Raw genomic sequence first — 17,283 nt, forward strand, 5'->3', positions numbered from 1 at the left:
CGGGGATCCTGCCGCACCGCCGGAGCTCAGAGCTTGTCGATTGAGCGCTTGAGCTCTTCGAGCTCGGCATCCACTTCCGCGGCCTTCACGGGTTCCAGCAGGGGGGTGGGACTGTCGGCGGCCAGCAGGGGGGTGGCGGCAGGGCCGCCTTCCAGCCGGTTCTTGAGAGCGGCCAGCTCGTCGTCCACCTCGCTGCCCTCCAGGGAGGCGAACTGGCTTTCCAGGTCGGCGCCGGCCAGCTCGGCCGCGGCCTGGCTACGGGCCTCCTGCTGCAGCACCTTCTCCTCCATCTGCTCGAAGGCGGCCATGGCGGAGTTGGTGCCCAACCCGCTGACGGCGCTCTGCAACTGCTCCTGGGCCTGCGCCGCCTGGGAGCGGGCCTTGAGCATGTCCTTCTTGGTCTTGGCCTCGGCGATCTTGCCTTCCAGTGCCAGCAGACTCTTCTTCAGCGCGTCGACCTGGCCTGCCTGGCTGGAGAGCTGGTTGTTGAGCGCGGTGGCGGTGTCCTGATAGGTCTTGCGGCGGCTGAGCGCTTCGCGCGCCAGATCCTCCTCGCCTTTCTTGAGCGCCAGCTCGGCCCGCTCGTACCAGGTTTTGCTCTGGGCTTCCGCCTGCTGCGCCTGATTCTGGATGCGCTTCTGGCTGGCGATCGCGGTGGCCACGGCCGTGCGCAGCTTCACCAGGTCGGACTGCATGTCCGCGACCGACTGATCCAGGATCTTGCCCGGATCCTCCGCCTTGCTGACCAGATCGTTGAGGTTGGCCCGCAGCAGGCGGCTGAGCCGATCGAAGAAGCCCATGGATCATGGAGGGGGCACGTCCGAGGGTAGCGGTGGCGGGCGGCCCTGGCTCCGCCGGTTGCCCGCACCTAACCTGGCCCCATGGCGATCGCCCCCCGCGACCAGACCCGTCGCTTCGGCTCCCTGCAGGTGCTGGTGGCGCCGCAGCGGCGGCCTGCCACCGCGGTGGGCACCTGTCTCACCGCCCTCTCTGCCCAGTGGCGCCGCAACGGCAGCCTGGCGGCGCTGTGGCAGGCCTGGCCGAAGGTGGCGGGTGCTCAGCTGGCGCCCCATTGCCGCCCCCTGTCGCTGCAGGCCGGGGTGCTGTGGGTGGGGGCGAACCACCCGCAGTGGCTGCAGGCGCTCCGCTTCAACCGCCATCAGCTGCTGGGAGCGCTGCGGGGCGCGGGCTTCCAGATCCGTGATCTGCGCTTTCAGCACCACCACCCAGCCGCCGCCGCCAGCGCTGGCAGCGAGAGTGAGGCAGAGGTCTGGGCTGCCCACCCCAGCCGCATCGATGTCCAAGGCCTCACCGATTGCCCCCGCTGCGGCGCACCCGCTCCAGCTGGTGAACTGAAGCGCTGGGGGCATTGCAGCTTCTGCGTGCGCCAGGACGGCGCTCAATAGCGCTCCGGCCTTGGATCCCGCCAGCTAGGACGGCCTGCCCCCCTGTTCACCAGCGCCGCGGCGGCGCTCTCCAACCGCGCGCGGTCCACGCGCCAGAGGCGGTAGATGCCGGCGCGATCGAGCTCTTCCCCCTGAACGGCGCGCCAGTAGGGCAGCTGGCTCGTGTTGTGATCGATCACCACGAGCACGGTGGGGGACTCGGCGCGGGTACTGGGCTGCTGCCCCTCGCGCTGCTCGTGGCGCAGGCGATCGCTGAGGTTCACCATGCCATCGACGGAAATCCCCTCGTAGATCACCACTCGACCGGTGTAGTAGTGCAGCGAAGGCTTGAGTACCCCCACCATCGCCAGGGCCTCGCTGGGGCGGATCTCCCGCTGCACGCTGGCGGCCATTTCTCGCACCGGTCGCTGCCGCACGCCATCACCGAGTTGCCATAGCGGCAGCAGGGCGAAGAGATGGAATGCCACCAAGGGAAGCTGCAGCCCCAGCAGCCAGCCGGGCACCACCCGCCACAGGCAGAGCAGGCCGACCAGGGCCGCCAGGGTCCAGAACAGGGCTGCCCTCTCGACGAACCCGCTGGCGGTGAGCTCCGCCGTCAGGGTGGGCATCTCTGGATCCTTGATCAGGGGTATCCAGGTGTTGGACACCCAAAGCGCCACCGCCACCGTGGTGGTGAGCAGCACGGTGGCGGCCTGGGCGAGCAGGAACCAGCGGCCGGCCCCAGCGCCACGCCCTTCGCCGTCCCGCCTGCCGCTTTCGCCGTCCTGGGCCGCCAGGGAGATCAGCAGGCCCGCCGCCGGGGTGGCAGGCAGCCAGTAGCTCGGCAGTTTTGTGGCTGCCATGGTGAAGAACACCAGCACAGCCAGCAACCACCAGGCGGCAAAGCTGCGCAAGGAGTGCTGGGGCGCCCTCGGGGTTCTGGCCAGGCCACGCTTCAGGCCGAGCAGCAGCAGCGGTGTGAATGGCAGGCTGGCGATCACCAGCACCGGCAGGAAAAACCACCAGGGCTGGAGGTGGTCGTTCACCACCGAACTGAAGCGCTGCAGGTTGTGGTAGCCGAAGAAGCTGTCCCAGAAGGGCTGCCCCTCCACCACCAGCATCGCGGCATACCAGGGCACGGCCACCAGCGCTGTGATCACCAGGCCGCGCCCGGCCTTCAGCCGTGCCCAGAGGGCCGGCAGACTGCCCTGATGCCACCCGAAGCCGACGAGGGTGAGGCCGGCGAGCACCACAGCCACCGGCCCCTTGGCCAGCACCGCCAGGCCCAGCACCAGCCAGCCTGGCCACCAGGGGCGGCCGGGGTCGGCCCAGGCCTGCCACAGCAGCAGCAGGCTGACGGCCAGACAGCCGCTGAGCAGGGCATCGCTGACGCCGATGCGCCCCCACAGCAGCACCAACGGAGAAAGCGCAAAGGCCAGGGCCGCCACCACGGCGCTGCGGGCAGGCCGCCGGGGCAGCCGTTCTCCCCCCGGGCCCAGGCTGGGCTGGGGCCAGCGCAGCAGGGTGGCGCAGAGGGCCAGCATCACGCCGATGCTGGAGAGGGCTGACGGCAGGCCGGCGGCCCAGCTGCCGAGCGGGTCGAAGCGGGCGTGATCCGGCAGGGCGTACACCAGCCCCATCAGCCAATAGATCAAGGGCGGCTTGTCGTAGCGGGGCAGTCCGTTCACCCGCGGGGTCAGCCAGTCGCCGGTCTCGGCCATCGCCCGGGCGGCGCCAGCGAACAGCGGTGGCGTTTCGTCCACCAGCCCAGCCTCGCCGAGTTGCAGAACGAAGATCCCCAGCCCGAGCACTGCCGTGACAAGGAGCGCAAGCCGCCAGCCCTTGCCTCGACGAACCGCGGCCGGCGGGTTGGCAGGGGGCACGAGCAGCGGAACGATCGTGGGAAACCTACGTCCCGGCGTCCGGCGTCCGGCCCGCCGTTTGACCTTGTAGTGAATGACCGGCGGGGGAGCCTGGCTCCAGACCGGCCAGCAGCCAGGCCTCCACGCGCCCTGCGAATGCCTCCCGCGAGGCATGGCGCTCCACCCAGTGCCTGCAGGCCAGCCGGTCGAGGCCTTCGGCGGCAAGCACGGCCGCCTGCATCGCCTCCAGGTCGTCGGGAGGAACGAGCAGGCCGTTGATGCCGGGCTCCACCAGCTCGCCGGGGCCGCCACGGCGGTAGGCCACCACAGGCACACCGCAGGCCATCGCCTCCACCACCACGTTGCCGAAGGCTTCGTTCCATTTCGGCGTGTTCAGGAACACGCGGCAGCCGCCGAGCTCCGCCTGCAGCTCCCCGGTGGGCAGAAAGCCGCGCCAGTGCACGGTGCCGGCCGGCACCGCCGCCTCCACCGCTTCCCGGTAGGCGGCGTCTTCCACCACCCCCCACACCAGCAAGCGCCGGCCCAGCCCGGCGGCCACCCGCGCCGCGTCGATCAACCCCTTCTCCGGAGCGATGCGTCCGGCCCAGCCCAGGGGGGCTTCCGGGTCGGGCTCGGCGCGGAAGCGATAAGCCGTCAGATCGAAACCGTTGCCCAGCACCAGCGGCGGGCCGGGCAGGTCGAAATCCGCCGCCTGGGAGCGCGTGTGGAAGGCCAGCCGCCCCGGGCAGCGACGCGCCACATCGGCGATCACCGCATCCATCACCCGCGCCACCGAGCCCATGCTCACCAGATGGAACAGCGGCGTGGCGCAGTGGGGCGTGAGCCAGAGAGGCAGCCAGTCGTAGGCCAGGTTGAGCACCGCATCGAAGCTGCCCTGCTCCTGCAGCACCCGGTCCCACAGGGCCGGCAGCAGGCCGTCGGCAGGGATCTGCACGGCACTGTCGTGGCTCTGGTGCTGCCAGCTGGGCTGGTCGTGGCCGGAGCAGGTCCAGAGCTGCACCGCCCCGCTGCCGGGGGGCAGCCGGGAACCTTCACCGGCTAGCACCGTGAGCCGGTGGCCGCGCCCGCCCAGTCCTGCCACCAGCGCCGCCAGGGTGAGCTCCACGCCCCCACCCCGGCCACTGCCGAGCGTGCCCACCGGCGTGCTCACCAGCAACAGCCGCAAACCCGTGCTCATGGGGCCGGCTCCGGTGTGGCGCTGGCGGGCACCCACAGTTGGCGGCGCCGGTTGATCAGCAGCACCGACACCATCGCCAGGGCGGCCCCCAGCCACTGCAGCGGGCGCAGGTGCTCATCCAGCAGCAGCAGACCGCAGAGCAGGGCGAACACCGGGGTGAGGAAGGTGAGGGCCGAAAAGCCGGTGAGATCGCCGCTGCTGGCGAACCAGAAAAACAGGCCATAGGCCAGGGCGCTGCCCAGGAGGCTGGCGTAGGCCATCCAGCCCCATTCCTGCAGGGTCCAGGTCGGCCAGAAGGGCGGCAGCGCCGGATCGAGGGCGGGCCCCAGTGCAGCACCGATCAGCAGCGGCACCCCGCCGATCACCATGTGCCAGCCGGTGATGGCCACCGGATCGCTGCGCCGCATCGCAAAGCGGCAGAGCACCGTGCCCACCGCCATCGCCACGGCGGCGCCCAGCATCCAGAGCTCGCCGTGGCTCCAGGCCCGCACCCCGAAGCTGATGGGACCCTCCAGCCACCAGTGCTGGAGCAGCGGCGCCGGCAAGCCCAGGCAGAGGATGCCGGCCAGCCCCAGCAACAGGCCGAGCCAGCCCACCGGGTTGATCGCTTCGCCGAACAGGGCACGGGCCAGCAGCGCCACCAGCAGCGGCTGCGAATCGATCAGCACCGAGCCCAGCCCGGCGCCGGTTCCCTCCAGCCCGCGCGCCAGCAGTCCCTGAAACAGCGTGCCGTCCACAAGCGCGAAGGCCAGCAGCCAGAGCCGGTCGGCGGGATCCACCCCGAGCGGGCGCCGCAGCGCTACGGCGGCCAGCAGCACGGCCACGCCAGCGGGCAGCAGACGCATCCAGGCCAGCGTGAGCGGCCCGCTGTGGGCGAGCAGCGGCTTCATCGCCGCCATCGCCGTTCCCCACAGCGCGAAGGGAAGCAGCATCGGCAGCCAACGGAAAACGGGAGTCATCGGAGCGGCCGCCAACAACCTTTTTAAGATCCAGCCACTACGTGCCGCAGCGCATGCCCTGGCCCTGGCGCCGAAAGTCCCGCAAAACCCTGGCCCGCGTCGTGATCGAGGGACCGATCGCCGGGGGCACGCGCGAGCGGGTGCTCAAGGCGTTGCGCCAGGTGGAGGAACGGGAATGCCCGGCCCTGCTGCTGCGCATCGACACCCCTGGTGGCACCGTTGGCGACAGCCAGGAGATCCACGCTGCCCTGCTCCGCTTGCGGGACAAGGGTTGCCGAGTGGTGGCCAGCTTCGGCAATATCTCCGCTTCCGGCGGGGTGTACGTGGGGGTGGCGGCGGAGCGCATTGTGTCCAATCCGGGCACGATCACTGGCTCGATCGGCGTGATCCTGCGGGGCAACAACCTTTCCCGCCTGCTTGAGCGGGTGGGCATCAGCTTCGAGACGGTCAAGAGCGGCCCCTACAAGGACATCCTTTCCCCCGACCGCGCCCTCACCACCGAGGAGCGCAGCCTGCTGCAGGGCTTGATTGATTCCAGCTACGACCAGTTCGTGGCGGCGGTCGCCACCGGTCGGTGCCTCAGTGAGGAAGTGGTGCGTGGCTTCGCCGATGGGCGGGTGTTCACGGGCGCTCAGGCGCTTGAGCTGGGCCTGGTGGATGAACTGGGCGACGAGGACACCGCCCGTCGGCTGGCGGCCCGGTTGGCAGGCCTCGATGAACAGGAGGTGCGTCCCACTACCTTCGGCAAGCCCGCCAAGCGGGTGCTGTCGTTCCTGCCAGGCCGCAACCTCTTCGCCGGCCTCCACCAGGCGCTCAGCCTGGAACTGGCCTGGAGCGGCCAGCCGCTCTGGCTCTGGCGGCCATGAACCAGCCACTTGCGCTGCGGGCGCTGCGGGCCGCAATCACCGTCGAGGCCAACACCAGCGCGGCCATCGCCGAGGCAGTGGCCGAGCTGCTCGACGCCCTGATTGCCCGCAATGGCCTGGAGGGCCCGCAGGTGCTCTCGGTCACCTTCTCGGTCACCCCCGACCTGAACGCCTGCTTCCCTGCGGCGATCGCCCGCCGCTACCCCGGCTGGGACGCGGTGGCTTTGCTGGACTGCCAGCAGATGGCGGTGACTGGCGACCTTCCTCGCTGCATCCGGCTGCTGGCCCACGCCTGGATGGAGGCCTCCCGCCCTCCGGCCCATCCGTACCTGCGCGAGGCAGCCCGGTTGCGTCCGGACAGATCCGGTCATAACTGACAGCTCGGCCGCTGCACCCGCCTGGGCTGAACCGCCGGAACAGGGGAGGGAGAATGCACCCACAGCCTTTCGGCCCCCACCCCCGTCCCAATGACCCTTCCGTTGCTCGGCCCGCTCCGCTCCCGTCCGGCGCGTCCGGTGAGCCCGTTGCGGCGGCGATTCTCCCGGGCCAGCGCTGCGCTGGCTCTAGCCCTGGCCGGCACGGCCCTGGCGGCCACCATCGGCGATGTGCCCGCAGCCCGCTCCCAGGGCACGCCGGGCCTGCTGGAATTCCGCTGGGACAACAACCGGGATTACCGCAAGCTCTACTTCTTCATGACCGAGACGGCACGGCTGAAGCGCTCGGAGTATTACCTGATCCTGAGGCCCAAAGACCGCAACACGGCCATTCTCAAGCTCACCGTGGCCGTGCCTGCCACCTTCGACACCAAGATCAATCCCAAGGACCTCAAGCTCTGCGTGATGCAGGAAGGCGGTGTGATGTCGCGCACCCGCTGCAAGGAGCAGATCCCCGCCACCATCGAGGTGAACGCCAATGGCAAGGCGATCGAGATCTTCCCTGACCGCCCCATCCCCGACGACATCACCATCGGGGTGTACATGAACCTGTTCAATCCCTTCAACACGGGCATGTATCAGTTCAATGCCCTGGCACAGGCGCCAGGGGATGTGCCATTTGCCGGCTACCTGGGCAGCTGGCTGATCCAGATCGACCCCACCAACAACTGAGCCCGGGCCCACGGGCACCTGCCTGATAAGTTGGCCAATCGACCACAAGCAAGACCCAGAGCGGCACCATGACAAAGCGCACCCTCGAAGGAACCAGCCGCAAACGCAAGCGCGTCTCCGGATTCCGGGTGCGCATGCGCTCCCACACCGGCCGCCGCGTGATCCGCACCCGCCGCCGCCGCGGCCGCGCCCGCCTGGCCGTCTGATCCGATTCCCTTCGCCAGGCCGTTCAGGCCCTTCTCCATGGCCTTGCCCGCCGCGCTGAGGCTGCGGAGCCGCCGGGCCTTCGACCGCCTCTACCGCAACGGCCGCAGGGTGCATGGATCGCTCCTGGTGTTGCGTGTCACTGAGGCGGACCCCGCCCTGCTGCGCACTGGTGGCCCACACCCGCCCAGCCGCTGGCGTTGTGCCGTGGTGGTGAGCAGCAAGGTCAGCAAGCTGGCGGTGCGGCGCAATCAGCTGCGGCGCCAGCTGCACGCCTGGCTCCACCAGCGCTGTGCCGGCCCCCAGCCCTCCGGCCGTGCCCTCTGGCTGCTGCTCAGCCTCAAGCCGGGCAGTGCGGACGCGGACACCGAGGCCTTGCTGGGAGAATGTGCGGAGCTGTTTCGCAAGGCAGGTCTGAGCCCATGAGCGGTACCCCGGCCGATGGTCTCCCCGTGATCCCCACCATTCCCGAACCCGTCTTTTATGAGGGTGGTCCGGCCAAGGGCGATCTGATCTTCAACCTGCTGCTCGGTCTCACCTTGATCGGCATCCCCTTCGCCGTGGGGGCCATCGTGCGTGCGCTCTGGCTGCGCTTCCGCATCACCAGCCGGCGCATCTCCGTGAGCGGTGGCTGGCTGGGCCGCGACCGCAGCCAGGTGGTGTACAGCCAGATCCGCGAGCTGCGCTCGGTGCCCCGCGGCTTCGGCGCCTGGGGCGACATGGTGCTGGTGCTCAACGATGGCGCCAAGCTGGAAATGCGTTCCGTGCCCCGCTTCCGCGAAACAGAGGCCTACATCCTCGAGCGCATGGCAGCCAAGACCAGCGCCGCAGCAGGAACGAAGGGATTCGGCGATGCCCAGCTGGCCACGGCCTGACGCCCCCCACTCCCTCCCGGTGCGCTCGCACCGCCCCATTGGTCGGGCACACTGGGCCGATCAGATCCTTCCCCCCGTCCCCACCCCGCTGTGATCGGCTACATCTCCGACAACCTGCTGCTCCCCATCCTCGATTTCTTCTACGGATTGGTGCCGAGCTACGGGCTGGCCATCATCGCGCTCACCGTGGTGATCCGGCTGGCGCTCTTCCCGCTGAGCGCCGGCTCCATCCGCAGTGCCCGCCGCATGCGCATCGCCCAGCCGGTGATGCAGAAGCGTCAGGCGGAGATCAAATCGCGCTACGCCAGCAACCCACAGAAGCAGCAGGAAGAGCTGGGCAAGTTGATGAAGGAGTTCGGCAGCCCGCTGGCTGGCTGCCTGCCGCTGGTTGTTCAGATGCCGATCCTGTTCGCCCTGTTCGCCACCCTGCGGGGGTCCCCCTTCGCCGATGTGCCCTACACCCTCAACCTCAAGGTGCTCCCCGCCGACCAGATCGCTGCGGTGGAAGCCAAGCCGTTCAACAGCGCCAGCCATTCGATCTTCATCACCGAAACCAGCCACGTGCCAGTGGTTGCCAGCCTTGAGCAAGGCACCAAGCTCGGCGTCGGCGACACGGCCCAGATCGAGCTGCACACCCGTGACGGCAAGCCGTTCACCTCCGTCCTCGCCGATGTGGAGAACGGTTCGGCCTTCCTGCCCACCTGGTCGGTGACCAAAGGCGATGGCGTCGTGGCGGTGAGCGACGACGGCAGGATCACGGCCATCGGCACCGGTGACGCCACGGTGGAGGCCAAGGTGCCCGGCCTGGCAGCCCGCAGCGGCTTCCTGTTCATCAAGGCGCTCGGTCAGGTGGGCTTCTACACCGATGGGGCGATCAACTGGGACATCGCCATCCTGGTGGGAGCTTTCGGCGCCAGCCTGTTCGTCTCCCAGATCCTCTCGGGCATGGGCATGCCGCCGAACCCGCAGCAGTCCACCGCCAACAAGATCACGCCCGTGATGATCACCGGCATGTTCCTGTTCTTCCCGTTGCCCGCCGGCGTCCTGCTTTACATGGTGGTGGCGAACATCTTCCAGGGCCTGCAGACCTTCCTGCTCACCCGCGAAGCCCTTCCCGACAACCTCCAGGAGATTCTTGACCAGCAGCTTGCTCAGCAGACCGTGTCGGTGGCCTCCAGCGGCGCCGCCGCCCTCGACCGGCTGCCGTTTGAGCCCAAGAGCAAGAAGTGACACAGCGCGGCCCCTCCCACCCTCCGCAGGCGGTGCCGCTGCAGCCGATCCCCCTGCAGCAGCTGCGGCTGATGCCCCAGGGGTGTCACTGGGCGGTCGACCAGCATCTGCCGGCCCTCACCACCCTCACGCCGGTGCGGGGCACGATCACTGCCCTGCATGGCGGCAGCGTGCTGGAGGTGAGCGGTGCGGCCCACACGATCATCACCCTCTGCTGCGACCGCTGCCTGCGCCACTACAACCAGCCGATCGCCTTCAAGGAGCGTGAACCGCTCTGGATCGGCGACGCTGAACCGAGCGAGCCAGATGACGACCCGCTCGATGGCCCCTGCGAGCGCCTTGATCCCCAGGGCAGTTTCGATCCCGCCCATTGGCTGTTCGAGCAGCTCAGCCTGCAATGGCCCCTGCGCAACCATTGCGGCCCCGACTGCCCCGGGCCTGCCAGCTGGGGCACCCACGACGCGGCCCCGATCCCCGATTCCGCTTCCCAGGATGGTGCTGGGATCGACCCGCGCTGGGCGCGGTTGCGTGAGCTCCGCTGATCCGCTCCCATGCCCCACGTCGCCGCTCCCTTCCCGTTCAGCGCCCCTGAAGCCGGCCGATGACGGCGCCCTGGATCGACCAGCTGGATCTGCTGATCCGTTCGCGCACGCCGATCCTCTGGATCCGCAGCCCTGAAGAGGAGCGCATCCAGACGCTGCTCACCACCGCGGCCGAGCGGCTGGGCCAGCGGCTGCTGCTGCGCTGGGATTTCGTGCAGGGGCTGGAGGGCCTGCCCAACCGGCGGGGGGAGGCAGCCCGCAACCCGATGGCGGCGCTCGACAGCATCGAATCCCTGCCTCCGGATCAACCAGCGATCCTGCTGCTGCTGGATTTCAACCGCTACTGCGAGGACCCGGGCATCTCGCGCCGCCTGCGCAATCTGGCTACCAGCCTGCGCCGCCAGCCCCGCACCCTGGTGATCACGGCCCCCGACTGGCAGGTGCCGCGCGAACTGGAGGAGTGCATCACCGTGCTCGAGCTGCCCCTTCCCAGTCCCAGCGAGATCAGCCAGCTGCTCACCAACATCGGTCAGGCCAGCGGCCGGCCGCCGGAGCCTGCCCTGCTGGAGCAACTGGCCCACTGCTGTAGCGGCCTCACCGAGCAACGCATCCGTCAGGTGGCCGCCCGGGCCCTGGCCCGCCGGGGGCAGCTCGGCGAAGCCGATCTCACCGAAGTGCTGGAGGAGAAGCGGCAGGCGATCGCCCGCAGCGAGCTGCTGGAGTATTGCCCAACCGAAGCGACCCCCTCCGACATCGGCGGCCTCGACGCCCTCAAGCACTGGTTGAAGCAGCGCAAGCTGGCCTTCAGCGACGAGGCCGAGCGCTATGGCCTGCCGCTACCCCGCGGTGTGCTGCTGGTCGGTCCACAGGGCACGGGAAAATCGCTCACGGCCAAGGCGATCGCCCACAGCTGGGCGATGCCGCTGCTGCGCCTCGATGTGGGACGCCTGTTCGCCGGCCTGGTAGGAGCCAGCGAGGCCCGCACCCGGGACATGATCCGCCGCGCCGAGGCCATGGCCCCCTGCGTGCTCTGGATCGACGAGATCGACAAGGGCTTCGGTGGCGACAGCCGCAGCGACGGCGGCACCAGTCAGAGGGTGCTGGCCAGCCTGCTCACCTGGATGGCGGAGAAAACCTCCGCCGTGTTCGTGGTGGCCACCGCCAACGGGGTGGACAGCCTGCCCCCCGAGCTGATGCGCAAAGGACGCTTCGACGAGATCTTCCTGCTCGATCTGCCTGATGTGGCTGAGCGGCTGGCGATTCTCGATCTGCAGCTGCGCCGGCGGCGCCCCGACCACCGCATCCCCCTGGATGTGCTCGTGGACCGCACCGCTGGCTTCTCCGGCGCAGAACTGGAGCAGGTGGTGGTGGAGGCCATGCACCTCGCCTTCGGCGACCACAGGGAGTTCGGTGAGCCTGATCTGATTGCCGCCGCCAGTGATCTGGTGCCCCTGTCGCGCACGGCGCGGGAACAGTTGGAGGCGCTCAAACACTGGGCCGAGAGTGGCCGGGCCCGCCCGGCCTCCAGATTGCGCGGCGTAACGAAAACAGACGCCGAGTAACGAACCCCGACGCCGGGTAACGAAACCCGGGGAATGGCGAAGTCTCCGCAATCTCCATCCCTACGGTTCCGTGCAGTTGTACAGAACACCGTGGATCGTCCCGCCGTCGCTACCCAGATCGCCGTGGCTTGTCTTGGTGCCGGTGTGGTGACCACCTTCGCCGTGGCCCAGGGTCAGAACCCCCTCACCGCCCTCGGCATCACCCTGTTTTCCGCTCTCGCCGCTGTGATGGTGGGCCAGGTTCTCTGAACCCACACAGGCCAGGGTTGACGGTCGCTGTGGCTGGTTAGGGTCGCCTGGATGATCCATCCAGTGCGGTTCGTTTGGTCATGGATGCTTCGAAGCCTTCGCTGAACGTTGAGGCCACGGCGACTCACGTTCAGCCTTCGCTCACACACCCAGAGCCTTCGCCCACACAGGTTCTGCCATCTGTCACCCCTCCGGACCCTGCCGCCACGACGTTGACCGTGGCGGTGTTTGATGCGAAGCCCTACGACCGGCTCCATCTCCCAGCGGCCACAGGCGCAGATGTGCAGCTTCGCTTTCTTGCCTTTCGCCTCACTGCGGATACTGCCGCCGCCGCTGAAGGGGCCAAGGCTGTCTGTGTCTTCGTCAACGATGTGGTCGACCGGGCCTGTATCCAGCAGCTGGTGGCGAGGGGCATCACACTGGTGGCCCTGCGTTGCACCGGCTTCAACAATATCGATCTGGATTCAGCCAGGGAACTGGGGCTCACGGTGAACCATGTTCCGGCCTATTCCCCCTATGCGGTGGCTGAACATGCGGTGGCGTTGCTGCTGAGCCTGAACCGCAAGGTGCACCGGGCTTATAACCGGGTGCGGGAGATGAATTTCTCGCTGCAGGGCCTGGTGGGGAGCGATCTGCATCGCAAGACGGTGGGAATCGTGGGTACGGGCAAGATCGGCAAGATCGTGGCGCGCATTCTTCACGGCTTCGGCATGGTGGTGGTGGCCTACGACCCCTATCCCGACCCCGCCTGGGCGGCGCGGGAGGGCATCACCTATCTCGATCCGATCACATTGGCCTCGATGAGTGATGTGATCTCCCTGCACGTTCCGCTCACGCCGGAAACCCATCACATCATTCGGCGCGAAACCATTGAGCGCATGAAGCCGGGCGTGATTCTCGTCAATGTGAGCCGTGGCGGCCTGATTGACACCTCCGCGCTGATCGAGGCGCTCAAGTCGGGCCGGCTCGGTGGAGTGGCACTCGATGTCTATGAGGAAGAGGAGGGGGTGTTCTTCGAGGATCTCTCCAGCCATGTGCTTCAAGACGATCTGCTCGCCAGGCTGCTCACCTTCCCCAATGTGCTGATCACCGCCCACCAGGCCTTCCTCACCCACGAGGCGCTCGGTGATATCGCCCACGTGACCGGTGTCAACCTGCGGGCACTGGCGGCGGCGCACCCCTTCCTGAAGGGCTCCGTGCTCACCTGACGACGGCATCGTTTCCCCCATGGATCCACACACCCCTGCCCAGCTGCGGCAGCTCATGCCAGCGCTGGCGAACAAGAGCTACTTCAACTACGGCGGGCAGGGCCCGCTGCCGACGCCCTCGCTCGCGGCGATCACCGCCAGCTGGCAGCGGCTGCAGGAGCTGGGCCCGTTCACGACAGACGTCTGGCCATGGCTGTCAGCCCAACTGAGCAGCCTGCGCGGGGTTCTGGCGGCCGGTTGCGGCGTTCCTCCCGATCGGTTGGCGCTCACCGAGAACGTGTCGAGTGGCTGCGTGCTGCCGCTCTGGGGGCTCCCCTGGCAGCCCGGCGACACCTTGCTGATCAGTGATTGCGAGCACCCCGGCATCGTGGCGGCCTGCCGCGAGCTGGCGCGCCGCGAAGGCCTCAGCCTCGACACCCTGGCGGTGAAGGAGATCCGCGGCGATTCCCCCGCTGCTGTGGATGACGCTGTGCTGGCGGCGCTCGAAGCCGCACTGACGCCGCGCACGCGCCTGGTGGTGCTCTCCCACTTGCTCTGGAACACAGGCCTGGTGATGCCGATCGCGGCCGTGGCTGCGCGGCTGCGGGAGCATGGGCGCCAGCCATGGTTGCTGGTGGATGCGGCCCAGTCGGTGGGAAGCCTGCCCGTGGCTGAAGCCGCCAGCCAGGCCGACATCTACGCCTTCACCGGCCACAAGTGGTGCTGCGGCCCTGAAGGGCTGGGTGGGGTGGCGCTGTCGGCGCGGCTGCTGGTGGAGTCGCAGCCCACGCTGGGAGGCTGGCGCAGCCTGGCGAACGAATCCCAGGGGGGCAGTGCCTGGCACACCGACAGCCGCCGCTTCGAGGTGGCCACCTCCTGCACGCCGCTGCTGGCAGGGTTGCACACCTCGCTGGCGTTGCTGGAGTCGCTGGGCTCGTGCGAGCAGCGGCTTTCGCTGATCCAGGAGCGCAGCGGCCAGCTGTGGCAGGGGCTGCAGGCGATTGATGGGATCACGCCGCTGCTGAGTGCAGCGCCACCCGCTGGCCTGGTGAGTTTCACCGTGGCCGGTCAGACCCCCCAGGCGGTGGTGGAGGCGCTGGGGAAGCAGGGACTCTGGCTGCGCAGCCTCGACGACCCGTGCTGTCTGCGGGCCTGCACCCATGTGACCACCAGCGCAGCCGAAGTGGAACGGCTGCTCGATGCCCTGTGTCAGCTGGTGTGAGGCGCCGGCGGTGACCCAGGAGGGCTCCGCCGACGGTGACGTGAGCCAGGAGCGTTCAGCCGACCGTGTCGGACGCCATCAGGGTGCGGTGAACCCAGCCCGCCAGCAGGGCGCCGGCAATCGGTGCCACCCAGAACAGCCACAGCTGAGCCATGGCATCGCCGCCGACCCACACCGCCACGGCGGTGCTGCGGGCGGGGTTCACGGAGGTGTTGGTGACGGGGATGCTGATCAGGTGAATGAGGGTGAGGCTGAGACCGATCGGCACCCCGGCAAAGCCGCCGGGAGCCAGGCGATCGGTGGCGCCCATGATCACCAGCAGGAACACGAACGTGAGGATCACCTCGATCACCAGCGCGGCCAGGAAGCCGTAGCCGCCGGGGGAGTGGGCTCCCCAGCCGTTGGTGGCCAGCGGATTGCCACCAGTGAGGGCGAAGCCCTCCCTGCCGCTGGCCACGAGCAGGATCACACCGCCGGCGATCACGCCGCCGAGCACCTGGGCGATCACGTAGGGCAGCAGCTGGGAGCCGGGAAACTTGCCGCCGGCCCACAGCCCGAAGCTGACGGCCGGGTTGATGTGACAGCCGGAGATGTGCCCGAAGGTGTAGACCATGGTCAGCAGGGTCAGACCGAAGGCGAGCGAGACGCCGAGGAAGCCCAGGCCCAGAGGGTTGGCGGCGGGGTTGTCGTAGGGGAACACCGCTGCCAGCACGGCGCTGCCGCAGCCTCCGAGCACCAGCCAGAAGGTGCCGATCAGTTCAGCGAAGAACTTCTTCGCCAGTGGAACACTGGAGGCCATGCGGGTTAAGCGGCGGTATCGCGGTTGATCTTCTCACCGCCTGGTGCTGGTTTTCGGCCGTTTGTGTGTTCAGACGCACAGTTTTCAGGGGGGCGGTCAGTGTGCCTGCCGGCCCCTGCAAGGGTCGTTTCCTCCTCAGACGGTTCTGAGCTGCAGCGCCTTCTGCGCTTCTTCCCGGTCGTCGAAGTGGATCTTGGTGGTGCCAAGAATCTGATAGTCCTCATGGCCCTTGCCGGCGATCAGCACCAGATCGCCGGGCGCGGCGCTGGCGATGCCGAGGGCGATGGCGGTGGCCCGGTCTCCCTCCACCACCAGGTCGGTGCCGGCGGGAATGCCGGCCACCACGTCGTCGAGGATGCGCTGGGGGTCTTCCGTGCGCGGATTGTCGGAGGTGACCACCACCCGATCCGCCAGCCGGGCGGCGATCGCCGCCATCTGGGGCCGCTTGCCGCGGTCACGGTCACCGCCGCAGCCGAACACGCAGATCAGCCGGCCGGAGCAGAAGGGCCGGCAGGCGGCCAGGGCGTTCTCCAGCCCATCGGGGGTGTGGGCGTAGTCCACCAGCACCGCCGGCAGGTCAGTGCCGGCACCACCAGCCAGCACCACCCGCTCCATGCGGCCGGGCACCCCGCGGAAGCTGTCGATCGCCGCCAGCAGCGGGGCCAGATCCAGCCCCTGCTGCAGCAGGGCGCCCACCGCCTCCAGCAGGTTCATCAGGTTGAAGCGCCCCACCAGCGGCGAGCAGAACGGCCCTGAGCCCAGCGGGCTCACCAGGGTGCCGCTGACGCCATCGGCCCCGACCACCAGATCACGCACACCCAGCTCCGCCACGCCCGCCCCCGCCGGCGCTTCGGCCGGTGTCGCCAGGGAGCAGCGCCAGAGTCGCTCGCCGAGGGTGTCCGTCAGGCGCTCCGCCAGCTGCGCGCCCCACGGGTCGTCGATGTTCACCACGGCGCCCCCTGCCAGCCGCTCGGAGGCGAACAGCAGCGCCTTGGCCTCGAAGTAGGCCTGCATCGACGGGTGGTAGTCGAGGTGGTCCTGGGTGAGGTTGGTGAACACGGCACCGGCGAAGCGGCAGCCCGCCACCCGCGCTTGATCAAGGGCATGGGAGCTCACCTCCATCGCCCCGACCCGGGCGCCTGCGGCCACCGCCTCGGCCAGTTGCCGCTGCAGCTCGTCGGCGAAGGCGGTGGTGTGCGAGGCGGTGGCGCTGTGTCCGGGCCAGCGGTTGCTGAGCGTGCCGAACAGGGCGACCGGCTGGCCGCAGGCGGCTGCCAGATGTTCGATCAGATGGGTGGTGGTGGTTTTGCCGTTGGTGCCGGTGACGCCGATCAGGGCCAGCTGCTGGCTGGGCTCCCCCCAGAAGGCCGCGGCCAGCCGTCCGGCAATTTCCGCCAGCGGTCCCTGCACCACCAGCACTGGGTCGGTGGCGGAGGGCGGGCACTGGGCGGCGGCCGCCGCGCCGATCACCGCAGCCACCGCGCCATTGCTCAGCGCCTTGGGCCAGAACACGCCGCCGTCCACCTGACCACCGGGCACCCCCACGAACAGGGTGCCGGCGCCCACTTGGCGGGAATCGCAGCTCACGCCGGTGACGGTCTCATCCCCCAGGGTGCGGGGCACCTCCAGACCGCTCTGGTGCAGGAGGGAATGGAGAGGCTGGGTCATGGGGGTGGGGGCAGCCGCCGCCGTGGGATCGGGGTTCGCAGGGTTTTAGGCGGATTCGGGGGCATCCGATAGCGCTGCCAGACACTTCCTCAGCCAGCGGTCGAGGGCGGCCCCGCTGAGCCGCGGCGATGCCCGCGGCAATTCCTGCAGCTGATCGGCGCGCCGTACAGCCAGCACCGGAATCTCCAGCCCGTAACGGGCCTCGAGCGCGGGGTCGCTCGCCACATCCACCAGCACCAGGTCGGGACGGGGTTCAAGCGCCCGCAGCCGTTGCTCCAGCCCGTCGCAGAGGCAACAGCCGTCGCGCCGGTAGAGCGTCAGAGGGGGCAGGCCGGCCGTGGCGGTCATCAGCAAGGGAGGGTGTGGGGG

At 69.0% G+C, this 17,283-nt stretch carries 20 protein-coding genes; 13 read left to right on the forward strand and 7 right to left on the reverse strand.

Annotated features, from left to right (window positions below):
• Positions 1-26 precede the first annotated feature (26 nt).
• Entirely contained in the window at positions 27-800 is a 774-nt protein-coding gene (locus CJZ80_RS01640; RefSeq protein WP_094510320.1) for a PspA/IM30 family protein, read from the reverse strand.
• An 81-nt stretch (positions 801-881) separates the two neighbouring features.
• On the opposite strand from CJZ80_RS01640, the gene CJZ80_RS01645 reads away from it, so the two are divergent.
• Positions 882-1,406 (forward strand): DUF721 domain-containing protein, encoded by a 525-nt coding sequence (locus tag CJZ80_RS01645; protein WP_094510321.1) that lies wholly within the window; start codon positions 882-884, stop codon positions 1,404-1,406.
• On the opposite strand, the gene CJZ80_RS01650 is transcribed toward CJZ80_RS01645, so the two are convergent.
• Genes CJZ80_RS01650 through CJZ80_RS01660 form a run of 3 tightly spaced genes read right to left on the reverse strand, consistent with a single transcriptional unit; the run spans position 1,400 to position 5,404 of the window.
• Positions 1,400-3,268, reverse strand: coding sequence for an ArnT family glycosyltransferase (locus tag CJZ80_RS01650; RefSeq protein WP_369802967.1), 1,869 nt, complete (start codon positions 3,266-3,268; stop codon positions 1,400-1,402). The two genes, CJZ80_RS01645 and CJZ80_RS01650, sit on opposite strands and share 7 nt — an antisense overlap.
• 25 nt (positions 3,269-3,293) lie before the next feature.
• Positions 3,294-4,445, reverse strand: coding sequence for a glycosyltransferase (locus CJZ80_RS01655; protein ID WP_094510456.1), 1,152 nt, complete (start codon positions 4,443-4,445; stop codon positions 3,294-3,296).
• Positions 4,442-5,404, reverse strand: a complete 963-nt coding sequence (locus CJZ80_RS01660; RefSeq protein ID WP_094510322.1) for a DMT family transporter — start codon at positions 5,402-5,404, stop codon at positions 4,442-4,444. The genes CJZ80_RS01655 and CJZ80_RS01660 overlap by 4 nt, the downstream gene beginning before the upstream one ends.
• A gap of 53 nt (positions 5,405-5,457) precedes the next feature.
• On the opposite strand from CJZ80_RS01660, the gene sppA reads away from it, so the two are divergent.
• The 12 genes from sppA (at position 5,458) to CJZ80_RS01715 (ending at position 14,447) form a co-directional block, all read left to right on the forward strand.
• Positions 5,458-6,270, forward strand: coding sequence for a signal peptide peptidase SppA (gene sppA, locus CJZ80_RS01665; RefSeq protein WP_094510323.1), 813 nt, complete (start codon positions 5,458-5,460; stop codon positions 6,268-6,270).
• On the forward strand, positions 6,267-6,647 hold the full coding sequence (aroH, locus tag CJZ80_RS01670; protein WP_094510324.1) for a chorismate mutase: 381 nt from the start codon (positions 6,267-6,269) through the stop codon (positions 6,645-6,647). The genes sppA and aroH overlap by 4 nt, the downstream gene beginning before the upstream one ends.
• 90 nt (positions 6,648-6,737) lie before the next feature.
• Positions 6,738-7,376, forward strand: a complete 639-nt coding sequence (locus CJZ80_RS01675; RefSeq protein WP_094510325.1) for a DUF2808 domain-containing protein — start codon at positions 6,738-6,740, stop codon at positions 7,374-7,376.
• Positions 7,377-7,444: 68 nt separating this feature from the next.
• Positions 7,445-7,582: a 50S ribosomal protein L34 gene (gene rpmH / locus CJZ80_RS01680; RefSeq protein WP_006170261.1), complete on the forward strand. Its 138-nt coding sequence runs from the start codon at positions 7,445-7,447 to the stop codon at positions 7,580-7,582.
• A 37-nt stretch (positions 7,583-7,619) separates the two neighbouring features.
• A complete protein-coding gene (gene rnpA, locus CJZ80_RS01685; protein WP_094510326.1) occupies positions 7,620-8,006 on the forward strand; it encodes a ribonuclease P protein component in 387 nt (128 codons plus the stop codon).
• Entirely contained in the window at positions 8,003-8,455 is a 453-nt protein-coding gene (locus CJZ80_RS01690) for a PH domain-containing protein (RefSeq protein ID WP_094510327.1), read from the forward strand. Before rnpA ends, CJZ80_RS01690 begins: the two co-directional genes overlap by 4 nt.
• 90 nt (positions 8,456-8,545) lie before the next feature.
• Positions 8,546-9,685, forward strand: a complete 1,140-nt coding sequence (yidC, locus tag CJZ80_RS01695; protein ID WP_094510328.1) for a membrane protein insertase YidC — start codon at positions 8,546-8,548, stop codon at positions 9,683-9,685.
• Positions 9,682-10,227 (forward strand): DUF177 domain-containing protein, encoded by a 546-nt coding sequence (locus CJZ80_RS01700; RefSeq protein WP_233132711.1) that lies wholly within the window; start codon positions 9,682-9,684, stop codon positions 10,225-10,227. Before yidC ends, CJZ80_RS01700 begins: the two co-directional genes overlap by 4 nt.
• A 59-nt stretch (positions 10,228-10,286) precedes the next feature.
• A complete protein-coding gene (locus CJZ80_RS01705) occupies positions 10,287-11,789 on the forward strand; it encodes an AAA family ATPase (protein WP_094510329.1) in 1,503 nt (500 codons plus the stop codon).
• A 90-nt stretch (positions 11,790-11,879) separates the two neighbouring features.
• On the forward strand, positions 11,880-12,038 hold the full coding sequence (locus tag CJZ80_RS15405) for a hypothetical protein (protein WP_198948196.1): 159 nt from the start codon (positions 11,880-11,882) through the stop codon (positions 12,036-12,038).
• A 212-nt stretch (positions 12,039-12,250) separates the two neighbouring features.
• Entirely contained in the window at positions 12,251-13,246 is a 996-nt protein-coding gene (locus tag CJZ80_RS01710) for a 2-hydroxyacid dehydrogenase (protein ID WP_198948197.1), read from the forward strand.
• Between the two features lie 19 nt (positions 13,247-13,265).
• A complete protein-coding gene (locus CJZ80_RS01715) occupies positions 13,266-14,447 on the forward strand; it encodes an aminotransferase class V-fold PLP-dependent enzyme (RefSeq protein WP_233132713.1) in 1,182 nt (393 codons plus the stop codon).
• A gap of 55 nt (positions 14,448-14,502) precedes the next feature.
• Here CJZ80_RS01715 and aqpZ read toward each other — a convergent pair whose 3' ends face one another.
• The 3 genes from aqpZ to CJZ80_RS01730 all read right to left on the reverse strand — a co-directional run bounded on the left by aqpZ (position 14,503) and on the right by CJZ80_RS01730 (position 17,262).
• Entirely contained in the window at positions 14,503-15,246 is a 744-nt protein-coding gene (gene aqpZ / locus CJZ80_RS01720; protein ID WP_094510331.1) for an aquaporin Z, read from the reverse strand.
• A 135-nt stretch (positions 15,247-15,381) separates the two neighbouring features.
• Complete coding sequence (locus CJZ80_RS01725; protein WP_094510332.1) at positions 15,382-16,914, reverse strand: UDP-N-acetylmuramoyl-L-alanyl-D-glutamate--2,6-diaminopimelate ligase; 1,533 nt, start codon at positions 16,912-16,914, stop codon at positions 15,382-15,384.
• A gap of 45 nt (positions 16,915-16,959) precedes the next feature.
• Entirely contained in the window at positions 16,960-17,262 is a 303-nt protein-coding gene (locus CJZ80_RS01730; RefSeq protein ID WP_094510459.1) for a glutaredoxin family protein, read from the reverse strand.
• Positions 17,263-17,283 lie beyond the last annotated feature (21 nt).

This window comes from Synechococcus sp. MW101C3 (genome assembly GCF_002252635.1).
Lineage (GTDB): Bacteria > Cyanobacteriota > Cyanobacteriia > PCC-6307 > Cyanobiaceae > MW101C3.